This window comes from Actinoplanes sp. NPDC048988 (genome assembly GCF_043197815.1).
Taxonomy (GTDB): Bacteria; Actinomycetota; Actinomycetes; order Mycobacteriales; family Micromonosporaceae; genus Actinoplanes.
Window position 1 is genome coordinate 141,238 of record NZ_JBICTW010000017.1, and the last position, 19,931, is coordinate 161,168.

Annotated in this window: 22 protein-coding genes; 9 read left to right on the top strand and 13 right to left on the bottom strand. The window is 71.1% G+C overall.

Annotated features, from left to right (window positions below):
* Positions 1 to 8: 8 nt before the first annotated feature.
* Genes ACGFJ7_RS37495 through ACGFJ7_RS37510 form a run of 4 tightly spaced genes read right to left on the bottom strand, consistent with a single transcriptional unit; the run spans position 9 to position 5,047 of the window.
* Positions 9 to 1,802 (bottom strand): putative bifunctional diguanylate cyclase/phosphodiesterase, encoded by a 1,794-nt coding sequence (locus ACGFJ7_RS37495; protein WP_392646715.1) that lies wholly within the window; start codon positions 1,800 to 1,802, stop codon positions 9 to 11.
* Positions 1,799 to 3,208: a PAS domain S-box protein gene (locus tag ACGFJ7_RS37500; RefSeq protein WP_360247477.1), complete on the bottom strand. Its 1,410-nt coding sequence runs from the start codon at positions 3,206 to 3,208 to the stop codon at positions 1,799 to 1,801. The genes ACGFJ7_RS37495 and ACGFJ7_RS37500 overlap by 4 nt, the downstream gene beginning before the upstream one ends.
* A 43-nt stretch (positions 3,209 to 3,251) precedes the next feature.
* Complete coding sequence (locus ACGFJ7_RS37505; RefSeq protein ID WP_360247475.1) at positions 3,252 to 3,911, bottom strand: response regulator transcription factor; 660 nt, start codon at positions 3,909 to 3,911, stop codon at positions 3,252 to 3,254.
* On the bottom strand, positions 3,908 to 5,047 hold the full coding sequence (locus ACGFJ7_RS37510) for a sensor histidine kinase (protein WP_392646717.1): 1,140 nt from the start codon (positions 5,045 to 5,047) through the stop codon (positions 3,908 to 3,910). Before ACGFJ7_RS37510 ends, ACGFJ7_RS37505 begins: the two co-directional genes overlap by 4 nt.
* A gap of 156 nt (positions 5,048 to 5,203) precedes the next feature.
* Between ACGFJ7_RS37510 and ACGFJ7_RS37515 the strand changes: the two genes are divergently transcribed.
* A complete protein-coding gene (locus ACGFJ7_RS37515) occupies positions 5,204 to 6,628 on the top strand; it encodes a hypothetical protein (protein WP_392646719.1) in 1,425 nt (474 codons plus the stop codon).
* A gap of 71 nt (positions 6,629 to 6,699) precedes the next feature.
* A complete protein-coding gene (locus ACGFJ7_RS37520; RefSeq protein WP_392646720.1) occupies positions 6,700 to 8,598 on the top strand; it encodes a hypothetical protein in 1,899 nt (632 codons plus the stop codon).
* On the opposite strand, the gene ACGFJ7_RS37525 is transcribed toward ACGFJ7_RS37520, so the two are convergent.
* Positions 8,549 to 9,565, bottom strand: a complete 1,017-nt coding sequence (locus tag ACGFJ7_RS37525; protein ID WP_360247467.1) for a substrate-binding domain-containing protein — start codon at positions 9,563 to 9,565, stop codon at positions 8,549 to 8,551. The genes ACGFJ7_RS37520 and ACGFJ7_RS37525 overlap by 50 nt on opposite strands.
* 76 nt (positions 9,566 to 9,641) lie before the next feature.
* Positions 9,642 to 9,881 carry a hypothetical protein gene (locus ACGFJ7_RS37530; RefSeq protein WP_360247465.1) on the bottom strand — a complete coding sequence of 80 codons (240 nt, stop codon included), beginning with the start codon at positions 9,879 to 9,881 and terminating at the stop codon, positions 9,642 to 9,644.
* A gap of 261 nt (positions 9,882 to 10,142) precedes the next feature.
* Between ACGFJ7_RS37530 and ACGFJ7_RS37535 the strand changes: the two genes are divergently transcribed.
* The gene (locus tag ACGFJ7_RS37535; RefSeq protein ID WP_360247463.1) at positions 10,143 to 10,505 is read left to right on the top strand and encodes a MerR family transcriptional regulator; all 363 of its coding nucleotides are present in this window, start codon (positions 10,143 to 10,145) and stop codon (positions 10,503 to 10,505) included.
* 21 nt (positions 10,506 to 10,526) lie between these two features.
* Here ACGFJ7_RS37535 and ACGFJ7_RS37540 read toward each other — a convergent pair whose 3' ends face one another.
* Positions 10,527 to 10,865 (bottom strand): cupin domain-containing protein, encoded by a 339-nt coding sequence (locus tag ACGFJ7_RS37540; RefSeq protein WP_392646723.1) that lies wholly within the window; start codon positions 10,863 to 10,865, stop codon positions 10,527 to 10,529.
* Positions 10,866 to 10,989: 124 nt separating this feature from the next.
* Between ACGFJ7_RS37540 and ACGFJ7_RS37545 the strand changes: the two genes are divergently transcribed.
* The gene (locus ACGFJ7_RS37545; protein WP_392646724.1) at positions 10,990 to 12,213 is read left to right on the top strand and encodes an acyltransferase family protein; all 1,224 of its coding nucleotides are present in this window, start codon (positions 10,990 to 10,992) and stop codon (positions 12,211 to 12,213) included.
* Complete coding sequence (locus tag ACGFJ7_RS37550) at positions 12,200 to 13,165, top strand: SGNH hydrolase domain-containing protein (RefSeq protein ID WP_392646726.1); 966 nt, start codon at positions 12,200 to 12,202, stop codon at positions 13,163 to 13,165. Before ACGFJ7_RS37545 ends, ACGFJ7_RS37550 begins: the two co-directional genes overlap by 14 nt.
* Positions 13,166 to 13,168: 3 nt before the next feature.
* Here ACGFJ7_RS37550 and ACGFJ7_RS37555 read toward each other — a convergent pair whose 3' ends face one another.
* The 3 genes from ACGFJ7_RS37555 to ACGFJ7_RS37565 all read right to left on the bottom strand — a co-directional run bounded on the left by ACGFJ7_RS37555 (position 13,169) and on the right by ACGFJ7_RS37565 (position 14,954).
* On the bottom strand, positions 13,169 to 13,855 hold the full coding sequence (locus ACGFJ7_RS37555; RefSeq protein ID WP_392646728.1) for a DUF3618 domain-containing protein: 687 nt from the start codon (positions 13,853 to 13,855) through the stop codon (positions 13,169 to 13,171).
* Positions 13,852 to 14,262, bottom strand: a complete 411-nt coding sequence (locus ACGFJ7_RS37560) for a phage holin family protein (RefSeq protein ID WP_360247453.1) — start codon at positions 14,260 to 14,262, stop codon at positions 13,852 to 13,854. Before ACGFJ7_RS37560 ends, ACGFJ7_RS37555 begins: the two co-directional genes overlap by 4 nt.
* Positions 14,263 to 14,330: 68 nt before the next feature.
* Positions 14,331 to 14,954: a DNA mismatch repair protein MutL gene (locus ACGFJ7_RS37565; RefSeq protein ID WP_392646731.1), complete on the bottom strand. Its 624-nt coding sequence runs from the start codon at positions 14,952 to 14,954 to the stop codon at positions 14,331 to 14,333.
* Positions 14,955 to 14,982: 28 nt separating this feature from the next.
* Here ACGFJ7_RS37565 and ACGFJ7_RS37570 point away from each other — a divergent pair, with 28 nt between their 5' ends.
* Both ACGFJ7_RS37570 and ACGFJ7_RS37575 read left to right on the top strand, forming a co-directional pair.
* Entirely contained in the window at positions 14,983 to 15,669 is a 687-nt protein-coding gene (locus ACGFJ7_RS37570) for a response regulator transcription factor (protein WP_392646733.1), read from the top strand.
* On the top strand, positions 15,666 to 16,958 hold the full coding sequence (locus ACGFJ7_RS37575; RefSeq protein WP_360247447.1) for a HAMP domain-containing sensor histidine kinase: 1,293 nt from the start codon (positions 15,666 to 15,668) through the stop codon (positions 16,956 to 16,958). Before ACGFJ7_RS37570 ends, ACGFJ7_RS37575 begins: the two co-directional genes overlap by 4 nt.
* Positions 16,959 to 17,018: 60 nt before the next feature.
* Here ACGFJ7_RS37575 and ACGFJ7_RS37580 read toward each other — a convergent pair whose 3' ends face one another.
* Genes ACGFJ7_RS37580 through ACGFJ7_RS37590 form a run of 3 tightly spaced genes read right to left on the bottom strand, consistent with a single transcriptional unit; the run spans position 17,019 to position 18,260 of the window.
* Positions 17,019 to 17,369 carry a hypothetical protein gene (locus tag ACGFJ7_RS37580; RefSeq protein WP_360247445.1) on the bottom strand — a complete coding sequence of 117 codons (351 nt, stop codon included), beginning with the start codon at positions 17,367 to 17,369 and terminating at the stop codon, positions 17,019 to 17,021.
* The gene (locus tag ACGFJ7_RS37585) at positions 17,366 to 17,689 is read right to left on the bottom strand and encodes a hypothetical protein (protein ID WP_392646735.1); all 324 of its coding nucleotides are present in this window, start codon (positions 17,687 to 17,689) and stop codon (positions 17,366 to 17,368) included. Before ACGFJ7_RS37585 ends, ACGFJ7_RS37580 begins: the two co-directional genes overlap by 4 nt.
* 16 nt (positions 17,690 to 17,705) lie before the next feature.
* Positions 17,706 to 18,260, bottom strand: a complete 555-nt coding sequence (locus ACGFJ7_RS37590; protein WP_360247441.1) for a hypothetical protein — start codon at positions 18,258 to 18,260, stop codon at positions 17,706 to 17,708.
* A gap of 226 nt (positions 18,261 to 18,486) precedes the next feature.
* Here ACGFJ7_RS37590 and ACGFJ7_RS37595 point away from each other — a divergent pair, with 226 nt between their 5' ends.
* Together ACGFJ7_RS37595 and ACGFJ7_RS37600 are read left to right on the top strand one after the other, a co-directional pair.
* Entirely contained in the window at positions 18,487 to 19,305 is an 819-nt protein-coding gene (locus tag ACGFJ7_RS37595) for a lytic polysaccharide monooxygenase (protein WP_360247439.1), read from the top strand.
* A complete protein-coding gene (locus ACGFJ7_RS37600) occupies positions 19,302 to 19,907 on the top strand; it encodes a DUF305 domain-containing protein (RefSeq protein WP_360247438.1) in 606 nt (201 codons plus the stop codon). The genes ACGFJ7_RS37595 and ACGFJ7_RS37600 overlap by 4 nt, the downstream gene beginning before the upstream one ends.
* The last annotated feature ends 24 nt before the right edge of the window (positions 19,908 to 19,931 follow it).

Consider the following 19,931-nt stretch of genomic DNA (forward strand, 5'->3'; position numbering starts at 1 on the left):
GGGAAAGGTTACTGCCGGGTGTGGACCGGCGATAGTCGAGAAATCGGATGAACTCTCTCGGCCGGTCCGGGTCGTCCCAGATGGAAGCCCTGAAGAAGGTCCACGCCGGCTTCGGCCAGCGCGGCTGCGGTCGGCTCGTCCTCGACGCCCTCGGCGACCACGGTCAGGCTGAGCGCGCGGGCGATGGCGATCACCGAATCGATGATCACCGCGTGCGGCTTCGAGTCGTGCATGCGGGTCACGAACGACCGGTCGATCTTCAGCTCGTCGATCGGCAGTTCCGGCAGCAACCCGAGTGACGTGTACCCGGTGCCGAAGTCGTCGATGGCGACCCGGATGCCGGCCGCCCTGATCTCGGCCAGCCGTGCCGCCGCCTGATCGGGCCGGGTCAGCACCGCCGTCTCGGTGATCTCCACGGTGAGCAGCGACGCCGGCAGCCCTTCCAGGCGCAGCAGGGCCAGGATCGTCGGCACGGCCCGGTCCTGAGCCAGGTACGCGGCGGACAGGTTCACCGACACGGGCAGGCCCCGGCCCTGGCGGTGCCAGAGGCCGGCCTGGTGGATGGCCTCGGCCAGCACCCAGTCGGTCAGCTCGAGGATCACGTCGGAGCGTTCGGCGTCGGGCAGGAAGACGCCGGGCGGCAGCATGCCCCGCTGCGGGTGCTGCCAGCGCACCAGCGCCTCGGCGCCGCGGGCGGTGCGGCACCCCGCGCCGTGCAGCGGCTGGTACTGCAACAGCAGATGCCCGGCCCGGATGCCGGCCCGCAGCTCGGTGAGCTGGCGCAGGTCGGCGCGCTGGCCGAGACCGAGGTCCTCGGTCCACCGGACGGCGCCGATGCGGTCCTTCTTGGCGCTGTGCATGGCCGCCGCGGCGCGGCGGCCCACCACGGAGATGTCACCGTGGCCGGCGTCGGCGACGCCGACACTGGCCTCCAGGCTGACCGGCACGCCGTCGATCGTGTGCGGGCCGCGGATGGCGTCGGTGAGCCGCCGGCCGAGCCGGGCCAGGTCGGGCGCCGGTGAGGGGTGGGCCAGCAGCACCACGAACTGGTCGCCCTCGTACCGGGCGATCAGGTCCTGCGGTCGGCAGGCGCCGCGCAGCGCGGCCGCGACCCGCTGCAGCAGCGCGTCGGCGCCGTCCCGGCCGAGCATGTCGTTGACTTCGTGGAACCGGTCCAGGCCCAGGTGTACGACGGCGGCCAGCGTCCCGGCGGCCAGCCGCTGCCGCCCCTCGGCCAGCAGGGTGGCGCGGTTGGGCAGACCGGTGAGGTGGTCGGCCCGCGACATCCGGGCGTAGCGGCCGGCCATGGCCGTGAGCAGGCCGACCACCGGCGCGACGCCGTAGCGGTCGTCGGGCCAGCGGACCACCACCGGTTCGTCGCGTTCGCCGTCGGGGCGGGCCAGGGCGGCCTCGGCGGCCAGGTCGACGTCGGTCCCGGCGGGCAGCACGAGGGGATCGTGCAGCGTCCGCGAGCTGCGGCTCAGCAGCCGCGGCCCGGTCGGGGAGTCGATCAGCACACCCGGGCGGTCCGGGTCGTCGCGCAGCAGAGCCACGATCTCGGCCAGCGGCGTGCCGGCGGGCACCGGCTCCATCGGCACCGCGGTCTCACCAAGCTTGCGAGGCAGCCGTACGCCGTTGACCGCGCCCCCGGCCGTCGCCTCGTGGGCAGCGCTCATCGCGTGGCCGGCCGTCGCGGGGTGGGCGGCGTTCAACGCGTGGGCGGCGTTCAACGCGTGGGCGGCGTTCAACGCGTGGGCGGCGTTCAACGCGTGGGCGGCGTTCAACGCGTGGGCAGCGCTCACCGGGCGGCCAGCGGGAAGCACGTGCCGTCGATCAGGAGGCGGCCCTGGGCGACGCGCGGGCGCAGGCGGATCCAGAGTCCGTGCTCGGGCAGGTCGGCGTCGGCCGGGAGACCGGCGAGCGCTTCGGCCCAGGCCGCTTCCATGCCGTCGTACGACAAAGGATCCTCGCCGGTCGACTCGACGACCAGGAGCCGGCCGTCCAGGCCGGTGGTCACCGTGAAGCGGCCGACGGCCAGGCGCCGGGTGAGTTCGTCGAGCTCCATCTCGGTGCGGCGGTCCCCGGTGCGGTCGACCACCATGCCGTCGCAGACCGTCGTCCCGTCGGCCCGGCGGTGCGGGCGGGCGTTCGCGTGCAGCCAGCGCCGTTCGCCGTCGTGGCGGATCACGCTGCCCTGCCACCGCCACGGCTGAAGGGTCAGCACGGTCTCGGTCACGCTGCGGACGAACGACTCCCGGTCCTCCTCGGCGATGATGTCGGTGATCAGCGACGGGTCGATCATCACGGCGCGCGGGTCGAGGCCGTAGATCTCCCGGCAGCCCTCGGAGACGAAGGTGAACGACTCGCCGCCGCCGGGGGCGACCTGGAACTGGAACAGCATGCCGGGCGCGTGGTTGACGGTCGCGCGAAAGCGGCGCTCGCTCTCGCCGAGGGCGGCCTCGCTGCGACGGCGTTCGCTGTCGTCGATGGCGATGGCGCACACCCCGTACACCGATCCGTCGGGGTCGGTCAGCGGGAACCGGGTGACCACGTACTGCCGGATCTCGTCGCCGAACGGCACCTCCTCGAGGCCGGTGACCGCCTCGCCGGTGGCCGCGACCCGCTGGTTGCGGCGGCGGCAGACGAGCGCCACGGCGTCGGGCAGCACGTCGGTGTCGAGCCGGCCCACCAGGTCGGGGGCGGAAAGACCGAAGACGCGCTCGTACGTCCCGTTGACGAACAGGAAGCGCCCGTCCAGGTCCTTGGCCGAGATCATGGCCGAGGTGTGCTCGAGGATCGAGCTGACCAGCGTGGTGGTGCGCTGGAGTTGCTGCTGGGCGTGGTGCCACTCGGTTCGGTCGGACAGGAACGCGCAGTAGCCGTCGTCGACGGCGTTGATCACCATGGAGACGAGCAGGTCGGAGCCGTCCCGGTGGCAGGCCGGAACCTGTACCTGGATGCCCGGCCAGGCGTCGTCGCCCGCGACCAGGCGCCGGGCGAAACCGGCGGCGTGCGCGGCCCGCAGCGGCGCCGGCACGATGGTGTCGGCCAGCGACCGGCCCAGCGCCTCGGGCCGGGACCAGCCGAAGAGGCGTTCCGCGGCCGGGTTCCACTCGCGGATCACCCCGGCGCGGTCGACTTCGACGAAGGCCAGCGAGGTCGCCCGCAGGGCGCCGGAGCCGGCGACCGAGGAGTCCGCAGCAAGCATGGTGTGATGATCGGCCGCCGGCCGGCCGGTCTGAGGATTGTTCTCAGCCGTGGCCGCCGGCCCGGACGATCCCGGACTCGTAGGCGAAGACGACGGCCTGGACGCGGTCGCGCAGCCCGAGCTTCATCAGCACCCGGGCCACGTGCGTCTTCACGGTCGCCTCGCCGACCGCGAGCGCGGCCGCGATCTCGGCGTTCGAGTGGCCCCGGGCCACCAGCCGCAGCACCTCGGCCTCGCGGGGCGTGAGCCCGTCGAGCTGGGCCGGCGCCCGCGGCCCCGGCTGCGCGGCGAAGGCCGAGATGACCCGGGTGGTGACCGCCGGGTCGAGCAGGGCCTCGCCGCCCGCGACGACCCGGATCGCCGTGATCAGATGCTCGGGGGAGGAGACCTTGAGCAGGAAGCCGCTCGCACCGGCCCGCAGCGCCCGGTAGAGGTTCTCGTCGGTGTCGAACGTCGTCAACATGATCACCCGAGGCGGCTGGGGCGCCGCGAGCAGTGTGCTTGTCGCGGCGAGCCCGTCCTGCCGGGGCATGGCGATGTCCATGAGGACGACGTCGGGCCGGATCCGCCGGGCCAGCGCGACCGCCTCGGCCCCGTCGCCCGCCTCACCCACCACTGTCATGTCCGGCTCGGTCTCGATCACCATGCGCAGCCCGGCCCGGACCATCCGCTGGTCGTCGGCGATCACCACGGTGATGCTCATCGCCGGGCCACCACCGGCAGCGGAAGCCGGCAGGTCACCGCGAACCCACCCGCCGTCCGCGGCCCGGCGCTCAGCTCCCCGCCGAACAGCGCGGCCCGTTCCCGCATGCCGATCAGGCCGTGCCCCGCCGCGGCCGGCGCGACCCGGGTGCCGTCGTCGACGATGGCGAGGTGCAGGCCGTCCGGGTGGAAGGAGACGGTCACGGTCACCGGCGACGGGCCCGCGTGGCGCAGCACGTTGGTCAGCGCCTCCTGCACGATCCGGTAGGCCGACATGTCGATCGCCGGCGGGATCGGCACCGGTTCCCCCTCCCGTCTCACCGTCACCGTCAGGCCCGCCTCGCGCACCTGTGCGACCAGCTCGTCGAGCCGGTCCAGGCCGGCCGGCGGCTCCGCGTTCTCGGCGCCCTCGCCGCGCAACAGTCCCAGCGTGCGGCGCAGCTCGCCGACCGCGTCCCGGCCGGACGACTCGATCGTGTGCAGCAGCTCCCGGTCCACCGGTAGGCCGGCGTCGAGGCGGCGCCGCACCACGCCGGCCTGGATCACCATGACCGTCACGCTGTGGGCCACCATGTCGTGCAGCTCCCGGGCGATGCGGACCCGTTCCTCCATGACCGCCTCGCGGGCCAGCTGTTCGCGGACGGCCGCACGGGCCGACGCGGCGTCGGCGGTGCGGCGCGCCTGCACCGCGAGGACGACCCCCAGGGCGTACGGCGCCAAGGGAAAGAAGATCGCGGCCATCGGGTCGCCGGGGTCGGAGACGAGGTAGACGGCGAACGTCGCCGCCATGAGCCCGGCACCGATCAGGCCGCGCCGGTCGCGGCCGGTCGGCGGCACGCAGCGGCCCACCGTGTACGCGGCGATCATCTCGGCGACCAGCTGCCAGAGCCGGAAGTTGACCGTCGCCTCGCCCGCGATGGTCGCCGGCTCGTAGAAGAGCGGCAGCGGCCCGACCACGTGCGGCAGCATCGTCAGCAGGGGAAACAGCCGGCGTACGAGAATCAGCACCGCGAACAGGCCCAGCAGCCAGGGCCACCACCATCCGGGCATCCGGATGAAGTACTCCTCGGCCAGGGCGAACGCCACGAAGCCGCCGGCCACCACGGCGTCCATCGGCCGCAGCCGGCGCAGGATCATGCGTCGACGCTACGGCCGCCACGGCCGGTGCCGAACCCGCCGCGAGGATGACAACCCGTCCCCCACGCGGCGGACCCGAGTTCCTTCTGGGTACGGGTTACCGCGCGGCCCGCCGTTCGTAGCGTCCCTCCGCAGACGACAGAGGGGGAGAAAGCGATGTGGCGTAAGGCGACAGCGGCGTGCCTGGTGCTGGCACCGGTCGCGCTCGCGGTGGCGACCGGTGTCGACCCGGCGCTCGGCGAGGACGAGCAGTACGGCGTCTACCGGCAGCACCCGGACGCGACCCTGTGGCACGCGGTCCTGCTGCACTGGGCGTGGGTGCTGCTGGCGGTCGGGTTCATCGGGCTGCTGCTGCGGATCAGGGGACGCGGCTCGATGCTGGCCGCGATCGGCTGGGTGGCCACGCTGCTCGGCCTGGTGACGTTCTCGGGTCTGATGGCCTTCGACGTCGGGCTGCTCGCCTTGGAACAGCAGCCCGGGCTGACCGACGCCCAACTGGCCGCCTACGACGACCGGATCGGCTCCTACGCCTGGGCCCAGTGGGGCTGGCAGGTGCCCGGCATCCTGGGCTGGGCCCTCTCGCTGATCGTGGTGCCGCTGGCCGCGGCCCGGGCGCGGGTGATCAACTGGTGGACGGCGGGGCTGGCGCTGGCCGGCACGGCGCTCTACCTGCTCTTCGCGATCTCCCCGGTGCCGCTCTGCCTGACCGGCCCGGTGCTGCTCGTCGTCGCGTACGGCCTGGCCGCCCGCCGGATGCTCGCGCGCTCCGAGACGTCGTTCCCGCGCCGGGCCGGCCTGATCTGCCTGGTCGCCGCCCCGCTGTCGTTCGCGGTCGGTATGGCGACCGTGCCGCCCGCCGACGCCCTCGCCGAGCATCCGGCGCTGGCTCAGGCCAGTGCGTTCTTCCTGCATCTGGCGTGGGTGCTGTTCGTGCCGGCGGTCATCGCGGTGGCCGAGCGGGGCGCCCGGTTCACCCGGGCGGCGGCCTTCGTCACCGTGCTCGCGCTGATCAATTTCAGCGCGCTGATGCTCGGCGACTACACCGACCTGGCGGCGCGGCAGGCGCTCGGCGACCCGGTCGCCGAGCGGGCCATGGCGCTGACCGACGGCTATCCACTGTTCACGCTGGGCTGGGCGCTGCCCGGGATGGTGTTGTCGCTGCTCGGGCTGATCGCGGTCGCCGTCGGCGCGGCGCGCGACGGTCTGGTCCGCTGGTGGGTTCCGGTGCTGGTCGGGGCGGGGTTCGCCGGCTTCTTCGCGCTTCCGCTCGGGCCGTTGGGGGTTCTCGGCCCGGCGGTCCTGGTGGTGGGTTTCGGCCTGCTGGGTGCGGCCTTACGGCGTACGTCAACTTCCGGCGAAACCGGTGCCGCCGCAGGCGTCGCACATGGTCGCCGGGGTGTGCTCGTCGCGGAAGCCCTGGCCGTCGAAGTCGAGCGTCCGTTGCGGACCACCGCCGACCCAGCCGGTGCCGTGGCACCGCACGCAACGCCGTCGCATGGCCGGCCCGGAATCCTGGGCCGCCCGTTTGAGCAGCACCCGCGCGGCGACGGCGGCAACGATCATCAGGAGGAGGAGAAGTAATAGCCACTTCATGGGTACATCTTCTTCTCTGGTTGACTGATTCGAGCGACCACACGTCTGCGGATGGTGAGATGACGAACGTTGATCCGCTGCCCCGGCTGGCCACCGAGGGTGAGCGTCTCGGGTGGATCTTCAGCGACCGTAACCTCTACCGGCGCCGCTTCACCGAGCCACCGCCGCAGCCCGCGCCGCTGCCGCCCGAGCTGGGCGAGCGGCTGGCCCGCGCGGAACGCGGCACGACCCGGCGGGTCCTGATCTCGATCGGCGCCGGACTCCTGCTCGCGGTGCTGATCGGCTGCTGCGGCGGCGTCCTCGCGCGCGACGACAGCGACAGCGCCCGGACCGTGGTGTTCCTGTTCGCCGGTCTCGCCTTCCTGGCCGGCATCGCCGGGGCCGTGATCGCCGCCCTCATGCCGGGCTGGGCCCGCAAGGCCGTCGCGACCGCACGGCAGAAGGCCCAGGACGAGTACGCGCGTGACCACGCCGCCTGGGACAGCCGCCGCCAGTGGCACGACCAACAGCAACAGCAGGCGGTCGACGCCCGTACGGAATGGTCGGCGGCCAGCCCGTCACCCGGCACTCGCCGGGTCGACATCATCGGCGGCACGATGTACGGCTGGGAGGCCGTGCTCACCGTCTTCGGCGGGTCGCTGCTGGCCACCCGCGGCCGGATGGTGCTGGCCGACTTCACCGGCGAGGCGCTCAGCGGCGAGCTGATCCGGCTGGCCGAGACGACCAACCGTTCGGTACGCGAGCTGGTGCTGCCCGAGCAACTGGCCGAGTTCGACCTGGTCGCCGGCCTCACCCCGGCCGAACTGGTCGACGGCCTGGTCGAGGCCATGTACGGCGACGCGCCCGAGGGCAACCGGGCCGAACGTTCGCAGGACGCGCTGCTGCTGACCGAGGTCAGCACCATCCTCGCGCCCCGGCTGACCATGGGCCGCCTGCTGGCCGCGCTGCGCGTGCTCGCCGGCCGGCCCGCCTCGCCTCTGCTCACCCCGTCGGAGCGCGAGCAGTTGCTCAGCCTGCAGTTCGACCCGGCGCGCGTCCGCCGGATCGAGGCCTTCCTGCACCCCCTGGAGGAGATGGGCTCGGCCGGCGCCGCGGAGGGCGTCGCCGACCTCACCTGCCTGGTGGCCGGCGGTGAGGGCGGCCAGGCCCAGAACGAGCTGCTCAAAGACCTGACCGTGCAGTGGCTGGGCCGCCAGGTGCGCCGCGCCGAGCCGCCGATCGGCTCGCTGATCCTGCTCGGCGCCGACGAGATCCACCACCGGGCGCTGGAACGGCTCAGCACCCTCTGCGAGCGGCGCGGCATCCGGCTGGTCCTGTTCTTCGCCCACCTGCGGGCCGACTCGCTGCGCACCATCGGCGGCGGCGAGGTGGCGCTGATGCGCCTCGGCAACCACCAGGAGGCACAGCAGGCGGCCGAGTTCGTCGGGCGCGGGCACAAGTTCGTGCTGAGCCGGCTCACCCGCTCGCTGGGCGGCGAGGAGACCCACACCCTGGCCGACACGTACGGCGAAAGCGAGAGCAAGGGCGGCGAACGCGGATCCCGCCTCGGCGGCCGTCACCTGCGCCGCTTCAGCAGCACGAACTGGAGCAAGAGCCGCAACTGGAGCCAGACCGAGTCGACCGCCCGGGGCACGAACTGGAACGACGCGTCGTCGGCCGAAAGGGTCTACGAGTACACGATCGAGCCGCGCGTGCTTCAGGACCTTCCCGAGTACGCGATGGTGCTCGTCAAGAACGAGGGAACGGGCTCCGTCGTGCAGGCCGTCGAGGTCGACCCGGCGATCGTCACGCTGCCCCGCGTGTCGATGACACCACTGCCCGCGGAACCGTTGCCCGAGCCGTCCGAGGCCGTCGTCCCGGCTCCCCGGGCCCTGGAGGCGTCGCCGCCCCTTCCACAGTGGGGCGCGATCAGCGACCCGCCGCAGCAGCGGGAACCGGGCCGGTCGAGTCACGAATGACAAGCTCGGTGGCCAGCTCGACGTGCAGCGCGTCGAGCCGGTGCCGGTCGAGAAGCCGTACGAGAAGACCGACCGCGATCCGCCCCATCTCGGCCAGCGGCTGGCGCACGGTGGTGAGCATCGGGCTGGTGGCCTGAGCCAGGTCGATGTCGTCGAACCCGGCGATCGACAGATCGTCAGGGACCCGGAGCCCGCAGCCGGCGGCAGCAGCGAGAGCTCCCGAGGCGACCTTGTCGTTGAAGCCGAGCAGCGCGGTGGGCCGATCGGGCCGGTCGAGCAGATGACGGGCGGCGTCGTAGCCGAACTGGACGGTCGGCTCGCCGGGCACGACGAGAGCCGGGTCGGGCAGCACCCCGGCGTCGGCCAGCGCGGACACGTGTCCGGCCCGCCGAGCGCTGCTGGCCAGCCAGTTGTCCGGACCGGCGAGCAGGCCGATCCGGCGATGACCGAGCCGGGTCAGATGTTCGGTGAGGCTGCGGGCCCCGGCGAAGTGGGCCGCCGACACGGCGGCGATGTCGCGGGGAACGGCCTCGCGCGGGTCGACGACAACAAAGGGGAAACCGGCGGCCTGAAGGGCGACCAGCTCCGCGCCGGGCTCCGGCGGCAGCACGACGATGGCGCCACCGACGCCGGGCCGACCGGCGAGAGAGGGCAGAACCTCACTGTGCTGGGCGGCCTCGCCGGCGTTGAGCACAAGCTGACGACCGTGCAGATCGAGCGTCTCGGCAATGGAGGAGACGATGAGTCCGAAGTAGTCGGTGAGCAGGTAGGGGCAGCGCACGAAGACGGCCCCGGCCCGGGCCGGACGCCGTCGCGGCCCACGCCCGCCCAGCTGCTCGACGGCCCGGTGCACGAGGTCACGGGTCTCGGGCGCGACATGCTCCTGGTCGTTGAGGACCCGGGAGACGGTGGCGATGGAGACACCGGCGTGGGCCGCGATGTCCCGCACGGTCGGGCCCGCTCTCATACCCGCAGCATAGACATTGACATCTATCACAGTGACACGCTTGACTGCGTGTATCAGAAACATTTCCCGATTTGTTTCAGTGTGTTACATGGGAGAGGCCCATGCTCAGATCGGCGCTATCTGTCTCGCATGGACAGTCGGCCGGCCGTCCGTTCCCTTGCCGGCCCTTGAGGTGGGCGCGCCGGCCGTCGACGACTACCTCGAGCCGGTTCTCCTCGACACCGTCGAGCGCAGCTCGCACGACGGTTACCAGCGGGACCTCCGGGGCTTCGTAGCCGCCGGTGATTTTCGAGGCGCGGCGTTGGTCACGTTCCATGCGGCGCCTCGGCGCCGCGTAAGCGCCCGCCCCGTCAGAAGCGAACCCCGACAAAGCCGACAGCGCGGTGACGATCGCCCCCGCCACCTCGCCGCGGCGCGGACGCGAAGCGATCGACGAGTCCGGCTTGTCCCTCGCTTCGGTGCCTGCGTGACGAGACCGACGTTCGCCCGTGGCCAGGGCGACTGCTCCGTTTACCTACTATGGTTGAGCTGGAACCTGACGTTGACGTCAGAGGCAAGAGCGGCGATGGGAGTCACTGTGCGAATCGGTGAACTTGCCCAGCGCGCGAGCGTGAGTGTTCGCGCGCTGCGCTACTACGAGGAACAGGGCCTGCTGCTGTCCAGCCGAAGCCCGAGCGGCCAACGGCACTACGCCGAGCCCGCGGTCGACCGCGTCCAGTTGATTCAGCATTTGTACTCGGCCGGCCTGACCAGCAAAACCATCGCCGACCTGCTGCCGTGCGTAGACGCCAAGGTCAGCACCCCGGAGTCTCGAGCCCGCCTGGCCGCCGAACGGGACCGCATCGACGCCCAGATCGCCGAACTGACCCAGGCCCGCGACAAGCTGAACGACATGATCGCCCTGACCGGCACCCCCGCCAGCGGCTGCGCCTACGTCTGACGCACCGGGTCGCGGCACGAGCTAGGCGACGTACAACTTCCGCAGTGGCGACGTCACTTCCCACACTGTTGCCGCGCCCGCGCTGAGCCGCACCAGGTCCCCGGGCTTGACCGCGACCGGCGCCGCCCCCTCGACCGAGATCGTCGCCGCCCCTTCGAGCACGACGAACACCTCGTCCACCTCGATGTCGCGGACCGCGCCCGTGCTCATCTCCCAGATGCCGATCTCCACGCCCGTGTCCCCGAGCGTCGTGATCGGTGTGGTGCCCAGCGTCGGCTTTCCCGCCACCACCTCGCCCGGGGTGGCCGGCTCGTGCGCCACCGACACCTCACCCAGCGGAAACACCTCGACGTCAGCCATGATCGACACCCTAGTAGCAGCTCTGGGGCGGCAATGTCGGCGGTTCGGAGAAAGCTCCGCATAACGAGCTGTTTCGTCATTAAAAGCGCTGTTTGCCCGTTTCGCCGCCCTAATCTCATCTCCGATGATGGAGACCAGAACCGGCGTGAGCCACCCGGCGGCCCCCGCGGCCGCCGGGTCGACGTCTTTCCGGCCCGACATCGAAGGCCTCCGTGCGGTCGCCGTCGCCCTCGTCGTCCTCTTCCACGCCGGCGTGCCCGGCGTCGGTGGTGGCTTCATCGGTGTCGACGTCTTCTTCGTGATCTCCGGTTTTCTGATCACCTCGCTGATGCTGCGTGAACTCGCCGAGACCGGGCGGATCTCGCTCGTCGGCTTCTACGCCCGGCGGTGCCGGCGCCTGCTTCCGGCGGCCGGATTGGTGCTGGTCACCGTCGTTCTCGCCGGCTACCACCGGCTCGGCTTCCTGCGTGGCGACGAGATCGCCGAGGACGCCACCTGGGCCGCCCTCTTCGCCTCGAACTTCCGCTTCGCGAGCCGGGGCGTCGACTATCTCGCGTCCCAGTCCGCGCCGTCTCCCGTGCAGCACTTCTGGTCGCTGGCCGTCGAGGAGCAGTTCTACCTGGTCTGGCCGGTGGCCCTCGTACTCCTGCTCTGGCTCGGCTTCCGGTGGGCCCTTCCGTACTGGCTCCTCGGCGCGGCGGTGCTCTCCCTCGCGTACTCAATCGGGCAGTCCGGCCCTTGGGCCTTCTTTTCGCCGGTGACCCGCCTGTGGGAACTCGCCGCCGGTTGCCTGCTCGGGCTGGCCGCGCCGCGCCTGCGCCACATTCCGTACCGGATCGCCGGTTCGATGGCCGCTGTCGGTGTCGCGCTCATCGTGATCGCCGCTCTGACCTTCGACGAGCGAACTTCCTTCCCGGGGTACGCCGCGGTGCTGCCGGTGGGAGCGACGGTCCTCGTCCTCGCGGGTCGCGGGGACGCGCTGCTCGGCGGCCGCCCGATGATGTTCCTGGGGCGGCTGTCGTATTCGCTCTATCTGTGGCACTGGCCGGTCCTGATCATCGCCGAGCAGGCTGCCGGCGAGCCGCTGCCCGCGCGCACGCGGGCCGTGCTCGTGCTGCTCAGCGTGGCGCTGGCCGTGGTCACGTACTTCTGCGTCGAAGACCCGATCCGCCGCAGCCGGCGCCTCAAGCGCTCGCACCTGCTCAGCCTGGCCCTGGCCCTCCTGCTGGTCGCGGCGCCGCTCGCGGTGGCGGGGTGGAAGACGTCCACGTCGCCGGCCGCCGACACCGGGCGGGGTGACGAGTACCAACCTCGACTAGGAGCGCCGGCCCCGCATGTCCAGGACTGACCGTCTGCCGATCCTCGCCCTCGCCGTGGTGCTTCTGGCCGGGTGTACGGGCGCGCCGCCGCCCCGCCCGCGTCAGGCCAAGGCGCCCGCGCCGCGGATCGCGCTGTCGCACGTGCTCGCCGCCGTCCGCGAGGCGCCGGCCCTGCGCGCGCTGCCGGCCGACCTCACGCCGGCGCTGGCCACGGCCCCGACCGACCTGGGCTTCGACAATGACAAGTGCGAGGCCGGCCCCACGGCGGACCGGATCGAGCCGTGCGTGTTCGGTGACCGGGCCGCCGCCACCGACGTCGTGCTCTACGGCGACTCGCACGCCGGGATGTGGCTGCCCGCCTTGTCGGAAATCGCGGAACGGCGGCACTGGCGACTTCAGCTGTTCGGCAAGCCGGCCTGTCCGGCCCCGGCCATCACCTTCTGGAACCAGCAGGAGAGCCGGCCTTTCGCCGAGTGCGATCGGTTCCGGTCGTTCGTGGCTTCCAGGATTGCTTCGGTACGGCCGGAGCTGGTGATCGTGACAAGCGGAAGCTTCTCGCAGAAGCGGGGCCGGGGCGTGCTGGTCACGCCCGGACAGTGGCAGACGGGCCTGGCCACGACCCTGCGCACGCTGCGACGGTCGGCCGCCCAGGTGGTCGTGCTCGGCGACACGCCCGTACTGGATCAGAGCGGCCCCGAGTGCCTCAGCGCCAACATCGCCGACATCTCGGCCTGCGCCACGAGCCGGACGGCGGCGACCGCCCGCGTCTGGAACGCGGCCGAGGCGCTGGCCGCGCGCGAGGCGGGCGCCGGCTACGTGTCGGTGCTGCCCTGGCTCTGCACGAGGATCTGCACCCCCGTGATCGGAAACGTCACGGTTTATCGCAATCGATTCCATCTGACCGGGACGTACGCCCGGATGATGAACGGCGTCCTGGAGGAGGCTCTGCTCGAGCACTTCCCCCAGGACGCGGTTCCCTAGCCGTTACTTGCGGCGGCGGGCTCGCACGATCGTGCCCGCCGCCGCCGCGATCGCCAGGGCCACCCCGGCGATCACCGCGCGCGGGATCGGGCGACTGCCCGGCTCCCGGGTGGTGAGTTGTTCCTTAGTCTCGGCGGCGGCCTCGGCGACACGGGCTGCGGTCTCCGCCGTGGTTTGTTTGATGTGCGCGACGCCGGTCGCGGGAGCGGCATGCTTCGGATGCCCCTCCCCGCCGGCGTCGCCACCCTTGATCTCCTGCGTCTTCTCGATCGCCGCGCTCTTGACCTGCTGTGTCTTGTCAGCGGCGGCCTGCTTGACGTCGGCGGCCTTGGCCTTCACATCGGCCGCTTTGGCCTTCACGTCACCGGCGGTCGACGCCGCTACCTGCTTCACGTCGTCGGCTTTCGCCGCGGCGGCCTGCTTCACGTCGTCGGCTTTCGCCGCGGCGGCCTGCTTCACGTCGTCGGCTTTCGCCGTGGCGGCCTGCTTCACGTCGCCCGCCTTGGCCGCGGCGGCCTCCTTGGCGCGGACCGCGGCCTGCTTCACCTGCTCGGTCTTCTCGGCGGCGACCCGCTTGGCCTGCGCTTTGACGTCGGCCTTGGCGGCCAGGGCGGCCGCCGTCTCGGCCAGCTCCGCCCGCGTCTCGGCGATCTCCCGCTTCACCTCGTCACGTGACCTGGTGTCGCTCATGCGTGCCGCCCCTCCCGGATCGCTTCCTTGACCGCCTCGACGTCGCGCTTGCCGCTCTCCATGGCCGCCTTCGGCTCCGGCGGCAGCGCCTGCTGCACCTGCTTCTTGCCGATCAGCGCGGCCACCCCGGCCGCCCCGAACAGCACCACGGTCACGATCAGCGCCGCCGCCCAGACCGGCATGACCAGCGCCAACAGCGCGCCGATGGTCACCAGCAGGGCACCCACCCCGTACAGCGCTATGACTCCGGCCCCGCCGAGCAGTCCCGCGCCCGTGCCGGCCCGTTTGCCCTTCTCCACCATCTCCATCCGGGCGAGCGTCAACTCGTCCCGAACGAGCGTCGACACCTGTTCGCTCAGCTGGCTGACCAGCTGCGCGGTGGGCTGTTGCTCGGTATGCGTCGTCATCAGTGAGCTCCCTTCAGTCTCGGAGCCCACTTACCCTCGACGCGATCACGTAATCAACAAATGCCCTGCTAAGACCCGATTTCGCTGACCTCGACGAACGGGCGGTCGTCCCACCACGTGGCGTGGATGATGAAGCTGTGGTTCGTCTCGTTGAAGTAGACGGCCAGGTTTCCCGGTGAGTCCTGGACCTTCTGGACGGCCCAGCCGTCGGCCGGGGTCGCGGTCACCAGCGAGACGACGCCGTCGGAGGTCATCCGGATGACGGCCTGACCGCCTTCGACCTTGAAGGAGCGGACGTACGTTCGTACGCCGTCGGCGCCGGTCGTCACCGTCCAGCCGTCCTCCGTCGTGGTCGAGGGCGTCGTCGTGGTGGTAGTCGTCTTCGGCGGGGTGGTCGTCGGCTTGGCCGTCGGCTTCGTCGTTTTTGTCGGGCGCGGCCGGGTCGTCGTCGTGGTCGTGGCCGTGCTCGGAGAGACCGCCGACGGGGCGGCCGGCGAAGGTGTGGTCACGCTGGGCAGCGGCGCCGGGAAGCTGCTCGCGTCGGCTGCGGGCAGGGCGGCCAGCGCGCTGTCCTCGGGCGCCGTGGTCCGCAGGACCGGGAGCAGGGCCACCGAGGCCAGCACGATGCTTGTGGCGGTGGCGGCGAGCCAGCCCACGATCGGTGTCCACTCCGAAGATCGCACGGCGACCATAATCGCACCTGCCCCTATGGTGTACGCCATGGCGCTGATCCTGCTGGTCGAGGACGACCGCATCATCACGGCCGCGCTGTCCCGGGCCCTGACCGATGCGGGGCACGTCGTACGGCCGGTCGGGCGGGCCACCGAGGCTCTCAAGATTGTCACCGACGAGCGTCCTGACCTGGTCATTCTCGATCTCGGCCTGCCCGACATCGACGGCACCGACGCGTTGCGGATGATGCGGTCGGTCTCCGACGTGCCGGTGATCGTGGCGACCGCCCGGCGCTCCGAGGCCGACATCATCCAGCTGCTCAGCGCGGGCGCCGACGACTACGTGACCAAGCCGTTCTCGGGCGGCCACATCCTGGCCCGGATCGCCGCCGTGCTGCGCCGGGCCCGCACCCAGGCCGAGGAGCAGCCGAGCGCGATCACCGTGGGCGACCTGGTGATCAACCCGCGGCAGCGCCGGGCCGAGCTGGGCGGGCAGCCGTTGCAGCTGACCCGGCGCGAGTTCGACGTGCTGGCCTACCTGGCCGAGCGGGTCGGGCAGGTGATCAGCCGGCGGGAGCTGATGAACGAGGTCTGGAACCAGGCCCGGATCGGCGAGGAGCAGACGATCGACGTCCACATCTCCTGGCTGCGCCGCAAGCTGGGCGAGACCGCGGCCAAGCCGCGCTTCCTGCACACCGTGCGCGGGGTGGGCGTGATGATGGTCGATCCGCGATGAGGTGGGCGCTCAACCGGCTCGCCCTGGCCATCACCTCGATGGTCGCGCTGGCGTTCCTCGTGCCACTGGCCGTGGCCGTTCAGCAGATCGCGCACGACCGGGCGGTCAGTGACGCCCGTCAGCAGGCGACGTCGCTGGTCACCGTGCTCGGCGTGGACGCCGACCCGACGTTGCTGACCAACGCGGTGGCCAGCACGACGGCCGGCGGCGCCGGCCGGATGGCCGTCCATCTGCCCGATGTCGCGGCGATCGGCTTCTCCCACCTGTCGGACGCGCAGATCTCGATCGTCGCCCAGGACCGGAAGTCCGTTCTCGCGCCGGCCCCGGACGGCGTGGCCTATCTCCAGCCGACCGTGCTCACCGACGGCCGCACGGTGGTGGTCGAGGTCTACGTGCCCGACTCCGAGATGCGCCGCGGTGTCTGGATGGCCTGGGTCGTGCTCGGCGGGCTGGCCATCGCGCTGGTCGCGGGCTCGACGTTGCTGGCCGACCGGCTCGGCAGCCGGCTGGTGCGGGCGACTCGGGAGCTGGCCGGTTCGGCCCGGCGGCTCGGTGGCGGCGAGCTCGGCACCCGGGTCGAGCCGGACGGTCCGCCGGAGCTGCGCGAGGCGGCCACCGCCTTCAACGCGATGGCCGACGACCTGCGCAGCCTCATGGACAAGGAACGCGAGCTGGCGGCGGATCTTTCACACCGATTGCGTACGCCGTTGACGGCGCTCCGCCTCGACGCGGAAGCGATGCCGCCCGGCCCGATCGGCGAGCGCATGCGCCAGGCCTGCGACCTGCTGGACGAGGAGCTTGAGGCGATCATCAAGGGAGCTCGGCTCGGGGTGGAGGCGCGCGGCCGCGAACAGACCGACCTGGTCGAGGTGCTGGCCGACCGGCTCGCCTTCTGGTCGGTGCTGGCCGAGGACCAGGAGCGGCCGTGGGAGGTGGTCGGCGGCGACGAGCCGGTCATGGTGACGATCCCGCGCAGCGAGCTGATCGGCGTGGTCGACGCGATCCTCGGCAACGTCTTCTCGCACACCCCGGACGGCACCGCCTTCCGGGTCAGCGTCTCGGCGGCCGGGCTGCTGGTCGACGACGCCGGCCCGGGCATCGCCAACCCGTCACGGTCGGTGCAGCGCGGGGTGAGCGGGGCCGGCTCGACCGGGCTGGGCCTGGACATCGTGCGACGGGCGGCCGAGGAGGTCGGCGGTCAGCTCGTGGTCTCCCGCAGCCCGCTCGGCGGCGCCCGGGTCGGTATCTTCCTCCAGGCGCCCGATCGGGGCCGGCGCCTCGTCCCCTAAGCGGCAATTCCGGGTGTGTCTTTCGGTGGCACGCGGTACCTCGCTGACCAGCGGCTGTGCTCAGGCGACGGTTCCTGCCGGCGGCGATACGGCCTCGCATGTCTCAAACTTTTCGCAGACGATCTGCCGCGGATCATCCTTCTCGAAGACTCGCAGATAGCAGACGACCCGGAACCGGCGTTTCTGTTCATCAGTCCAGTCGCCGTTCGGAACCCATGTCCACCACAGGTTGCCGACGTGGTCTCTGTCCGGGCTGACCCGGTCAGCGCGCGGGCGATCAGGGGAGAACTCGAGGCCACGCCACCAGATGTCGACGCGCTTCACCACGTGGGCGGGAGGTTTCGGTTGGCTGAGGTCACGCCAGCGAGGAAACAGCACCTTGAACTCTTTCAACTCCCAGTGGCTGCTCACATGTCCGCCTCCGCGCCGATCGAAGTCGGCAGGACCGCGAATAGCTCGCACACGATCCGATGCTCGACCTCGATGATTCGATAGGCGCGTACGACCCGCTGCAGACCGCTGTCCAGATCGGGGAGGTAGGCCACTGGGGCCAGCCATACGTCTTCCTCACCGTCGACCAAGACGGCGTCGCCTCGTGGGCGGTCAGTGCGAGTAGTGATCCACCTTTCGATGTCGGCGTAAACCTTGCCGGGGAGCGGAACGGTCAGACTCCACTCGTCAAACTTCGATTCGAAGTCGTCGAGCCGCCACGGGCCATATGGTTCGGCCATACCGCTCCCTCGCAGGTCAGGAGGCTTGCTGCGCCTTGTGGGTCTTCCAGAGTTCGTTGGCCTGGGCACGTTCGGCCTGGTTGGGCCGCTCGTCGTCGGGGTCGTTGGTTTCGTCGTCGCGGCGGAACCAGTCACGCAGGATGTCCAGGTCGATGCGCCCGCCGCCTCCCGGCTTGGTCGCGGCCTGCCACGGCTGCGATGACTGGATGAGGGTGCGAAGGTCGGCCGGGGACAGAGCGCTGTAGCGCTCGATGACGTAGCCGATGGTGTTGAGCGGGCCCTCGCTGTCCGGCTGCTCGGCCGGGCTGCCGTCGGCATCGGGAACTGAGACACCCCGGTCGGTGGCGGTGATGGGTTCGTCGAACAGCGGACTGTCGAAATGGGCGATGTGGTGGCCCTGGACGAAGAACATCAGCGAGTGCTTCTTGGCGAGTTTCAAGCCCGGACGGCGGACATCGATCGCGGCGATGACGGAGTTGGCGCTCGTAGTCATCGGCGCACCGTATTTCGCGCCGTCCTTGATCGCATTCGTTTGGACGGACGGAACCTGGAGACTCACCGCGATTGGCACACCGATCATTCCTCTCCGTGAATGTGATGCGTACTCACGGTAGTGCTGTCATCCGCCCGACTCTGTCCTCGATCCGACTAGCCGTCGATGTCCATCGATTCCTGCGCCTCAGATGCCGGGGTGTCGGTTTCATGATCCTTTCCGGTGCCTTTAAGGCTCCGTTATGGCAGCTCCTCGTAGCGTTCCGCCGGTAAATGCCGGGACGACCTCGACGGAGAGAGCTGACATGCGCAGGAAGATCGCCTACCCACTGCTGGCCCTCGGTATGACGGCGGGTGCGACTCTGACGGTCGCCTCGCCCGCCCTGGCCCACGGATACGTGTCCTCGCCGCCCAGCCGTCAGGCGCTGTGCGCGTCGGGGGCGGTGTCGAACTGCGGGCAGATCCAGTTCGAGCCCCAGTCCGTCGAGGGACCGAAGGGCTTGAAGTCGTGCGATGGCGGGGTGTCCCAGTTCTCGGTGCTGTCCGACGAGTCACGGAACTGGCCGGCCAAGGCCGTCGGCTCCTCGGTCAACTTCAGCTGGGTCCTGACGGCGCGCCACAAGACCTCGACCTGGGACTACTTCATCGGCGGGACGAAGGTCGCCACGTTCGACGACGGCGGCGCGCAGCCGGCGGCGGTCGTCAATCACACCGTCGACCTGTCCAAGTTCCCGGGCCGGCAGAAGGTCCTCGCCGTGTGGAACATCGCCGACACCGCGAACGCCTTCTACAACTGCGTCGACCTGAACATCGGCGGGTCGTCCTCATCGACGCCCACGACGGCACCGACAACGGCGCCCACCACCAGCGCCCCGACAACTGCGCCTACTGCGACCACGCCTACCAAGGCACCGACGACCGCTCCCGGAACGACCGCTCCCACGGCGACCGCTACGACCGCTCCGCCGGCGGCCGGCGGGGCCGCGTGGGCCCCCGGCGTGTCCTACAAGACGGGTGACGTCGTGACCTACAAGGGCACGCGCTACCAGACCCGCCAGTCGCACACGTCGATCGTCAGCTGGGAGCCGTCGATCTACACCCTCGCCCTCTGGCTCCCGCTGTGAAGCGCCGCCTGATCGTCGCCGCCCTGGTCGCGCCGCTGCTGCTCGGTGCCTGCGGAACGGACAAGAAGGCCGCGCCGGAAAGCAAGGCGGCGCCCACGAGTGAAGCCGTGGCGGTCGCCGAGATCAAGGCCGGCGACGAGCACAACGAGACCGATGTGATGTTCCTGCAGATGCTGGCCTACCACCAGAAGCAGGGGCTCGAGATGACCTCGACCGCCGTCAAGCGGGCCCAGAACCCCGAGCTGCGCACGCTGGCCCAAGCCATCCAGGCCACCGAGAAGGACGAGCTCGCGATGATCCAGTCGTGGCTCGCCGGCTGGGGCGCCAAGACCACCGCCGACACCGCGGCCAGCTTGCACGCCGACCACGGCGGCCTGCCCGGCACGGGTGCGGCGGAGATCAAGGCGCTGGGCACGGTGAAGGCGTCCGAGTTCGACACCGCGTTCCTCAACCTCTTCCTGGCTCATCAGCACCAGGCGATGGAGATGTCGAAGATCGAGGCCACCGGCGGCCAGAACGCCGAGGCCAAGAAGTTCGGCGAGCGGGTCAAGCAGTCCCGGCAGGGCGAGATTCAGCAGATGCTCAAGTTGATGAACGGGTAGTAGCGTGAAACCGGAAGGCGGCCT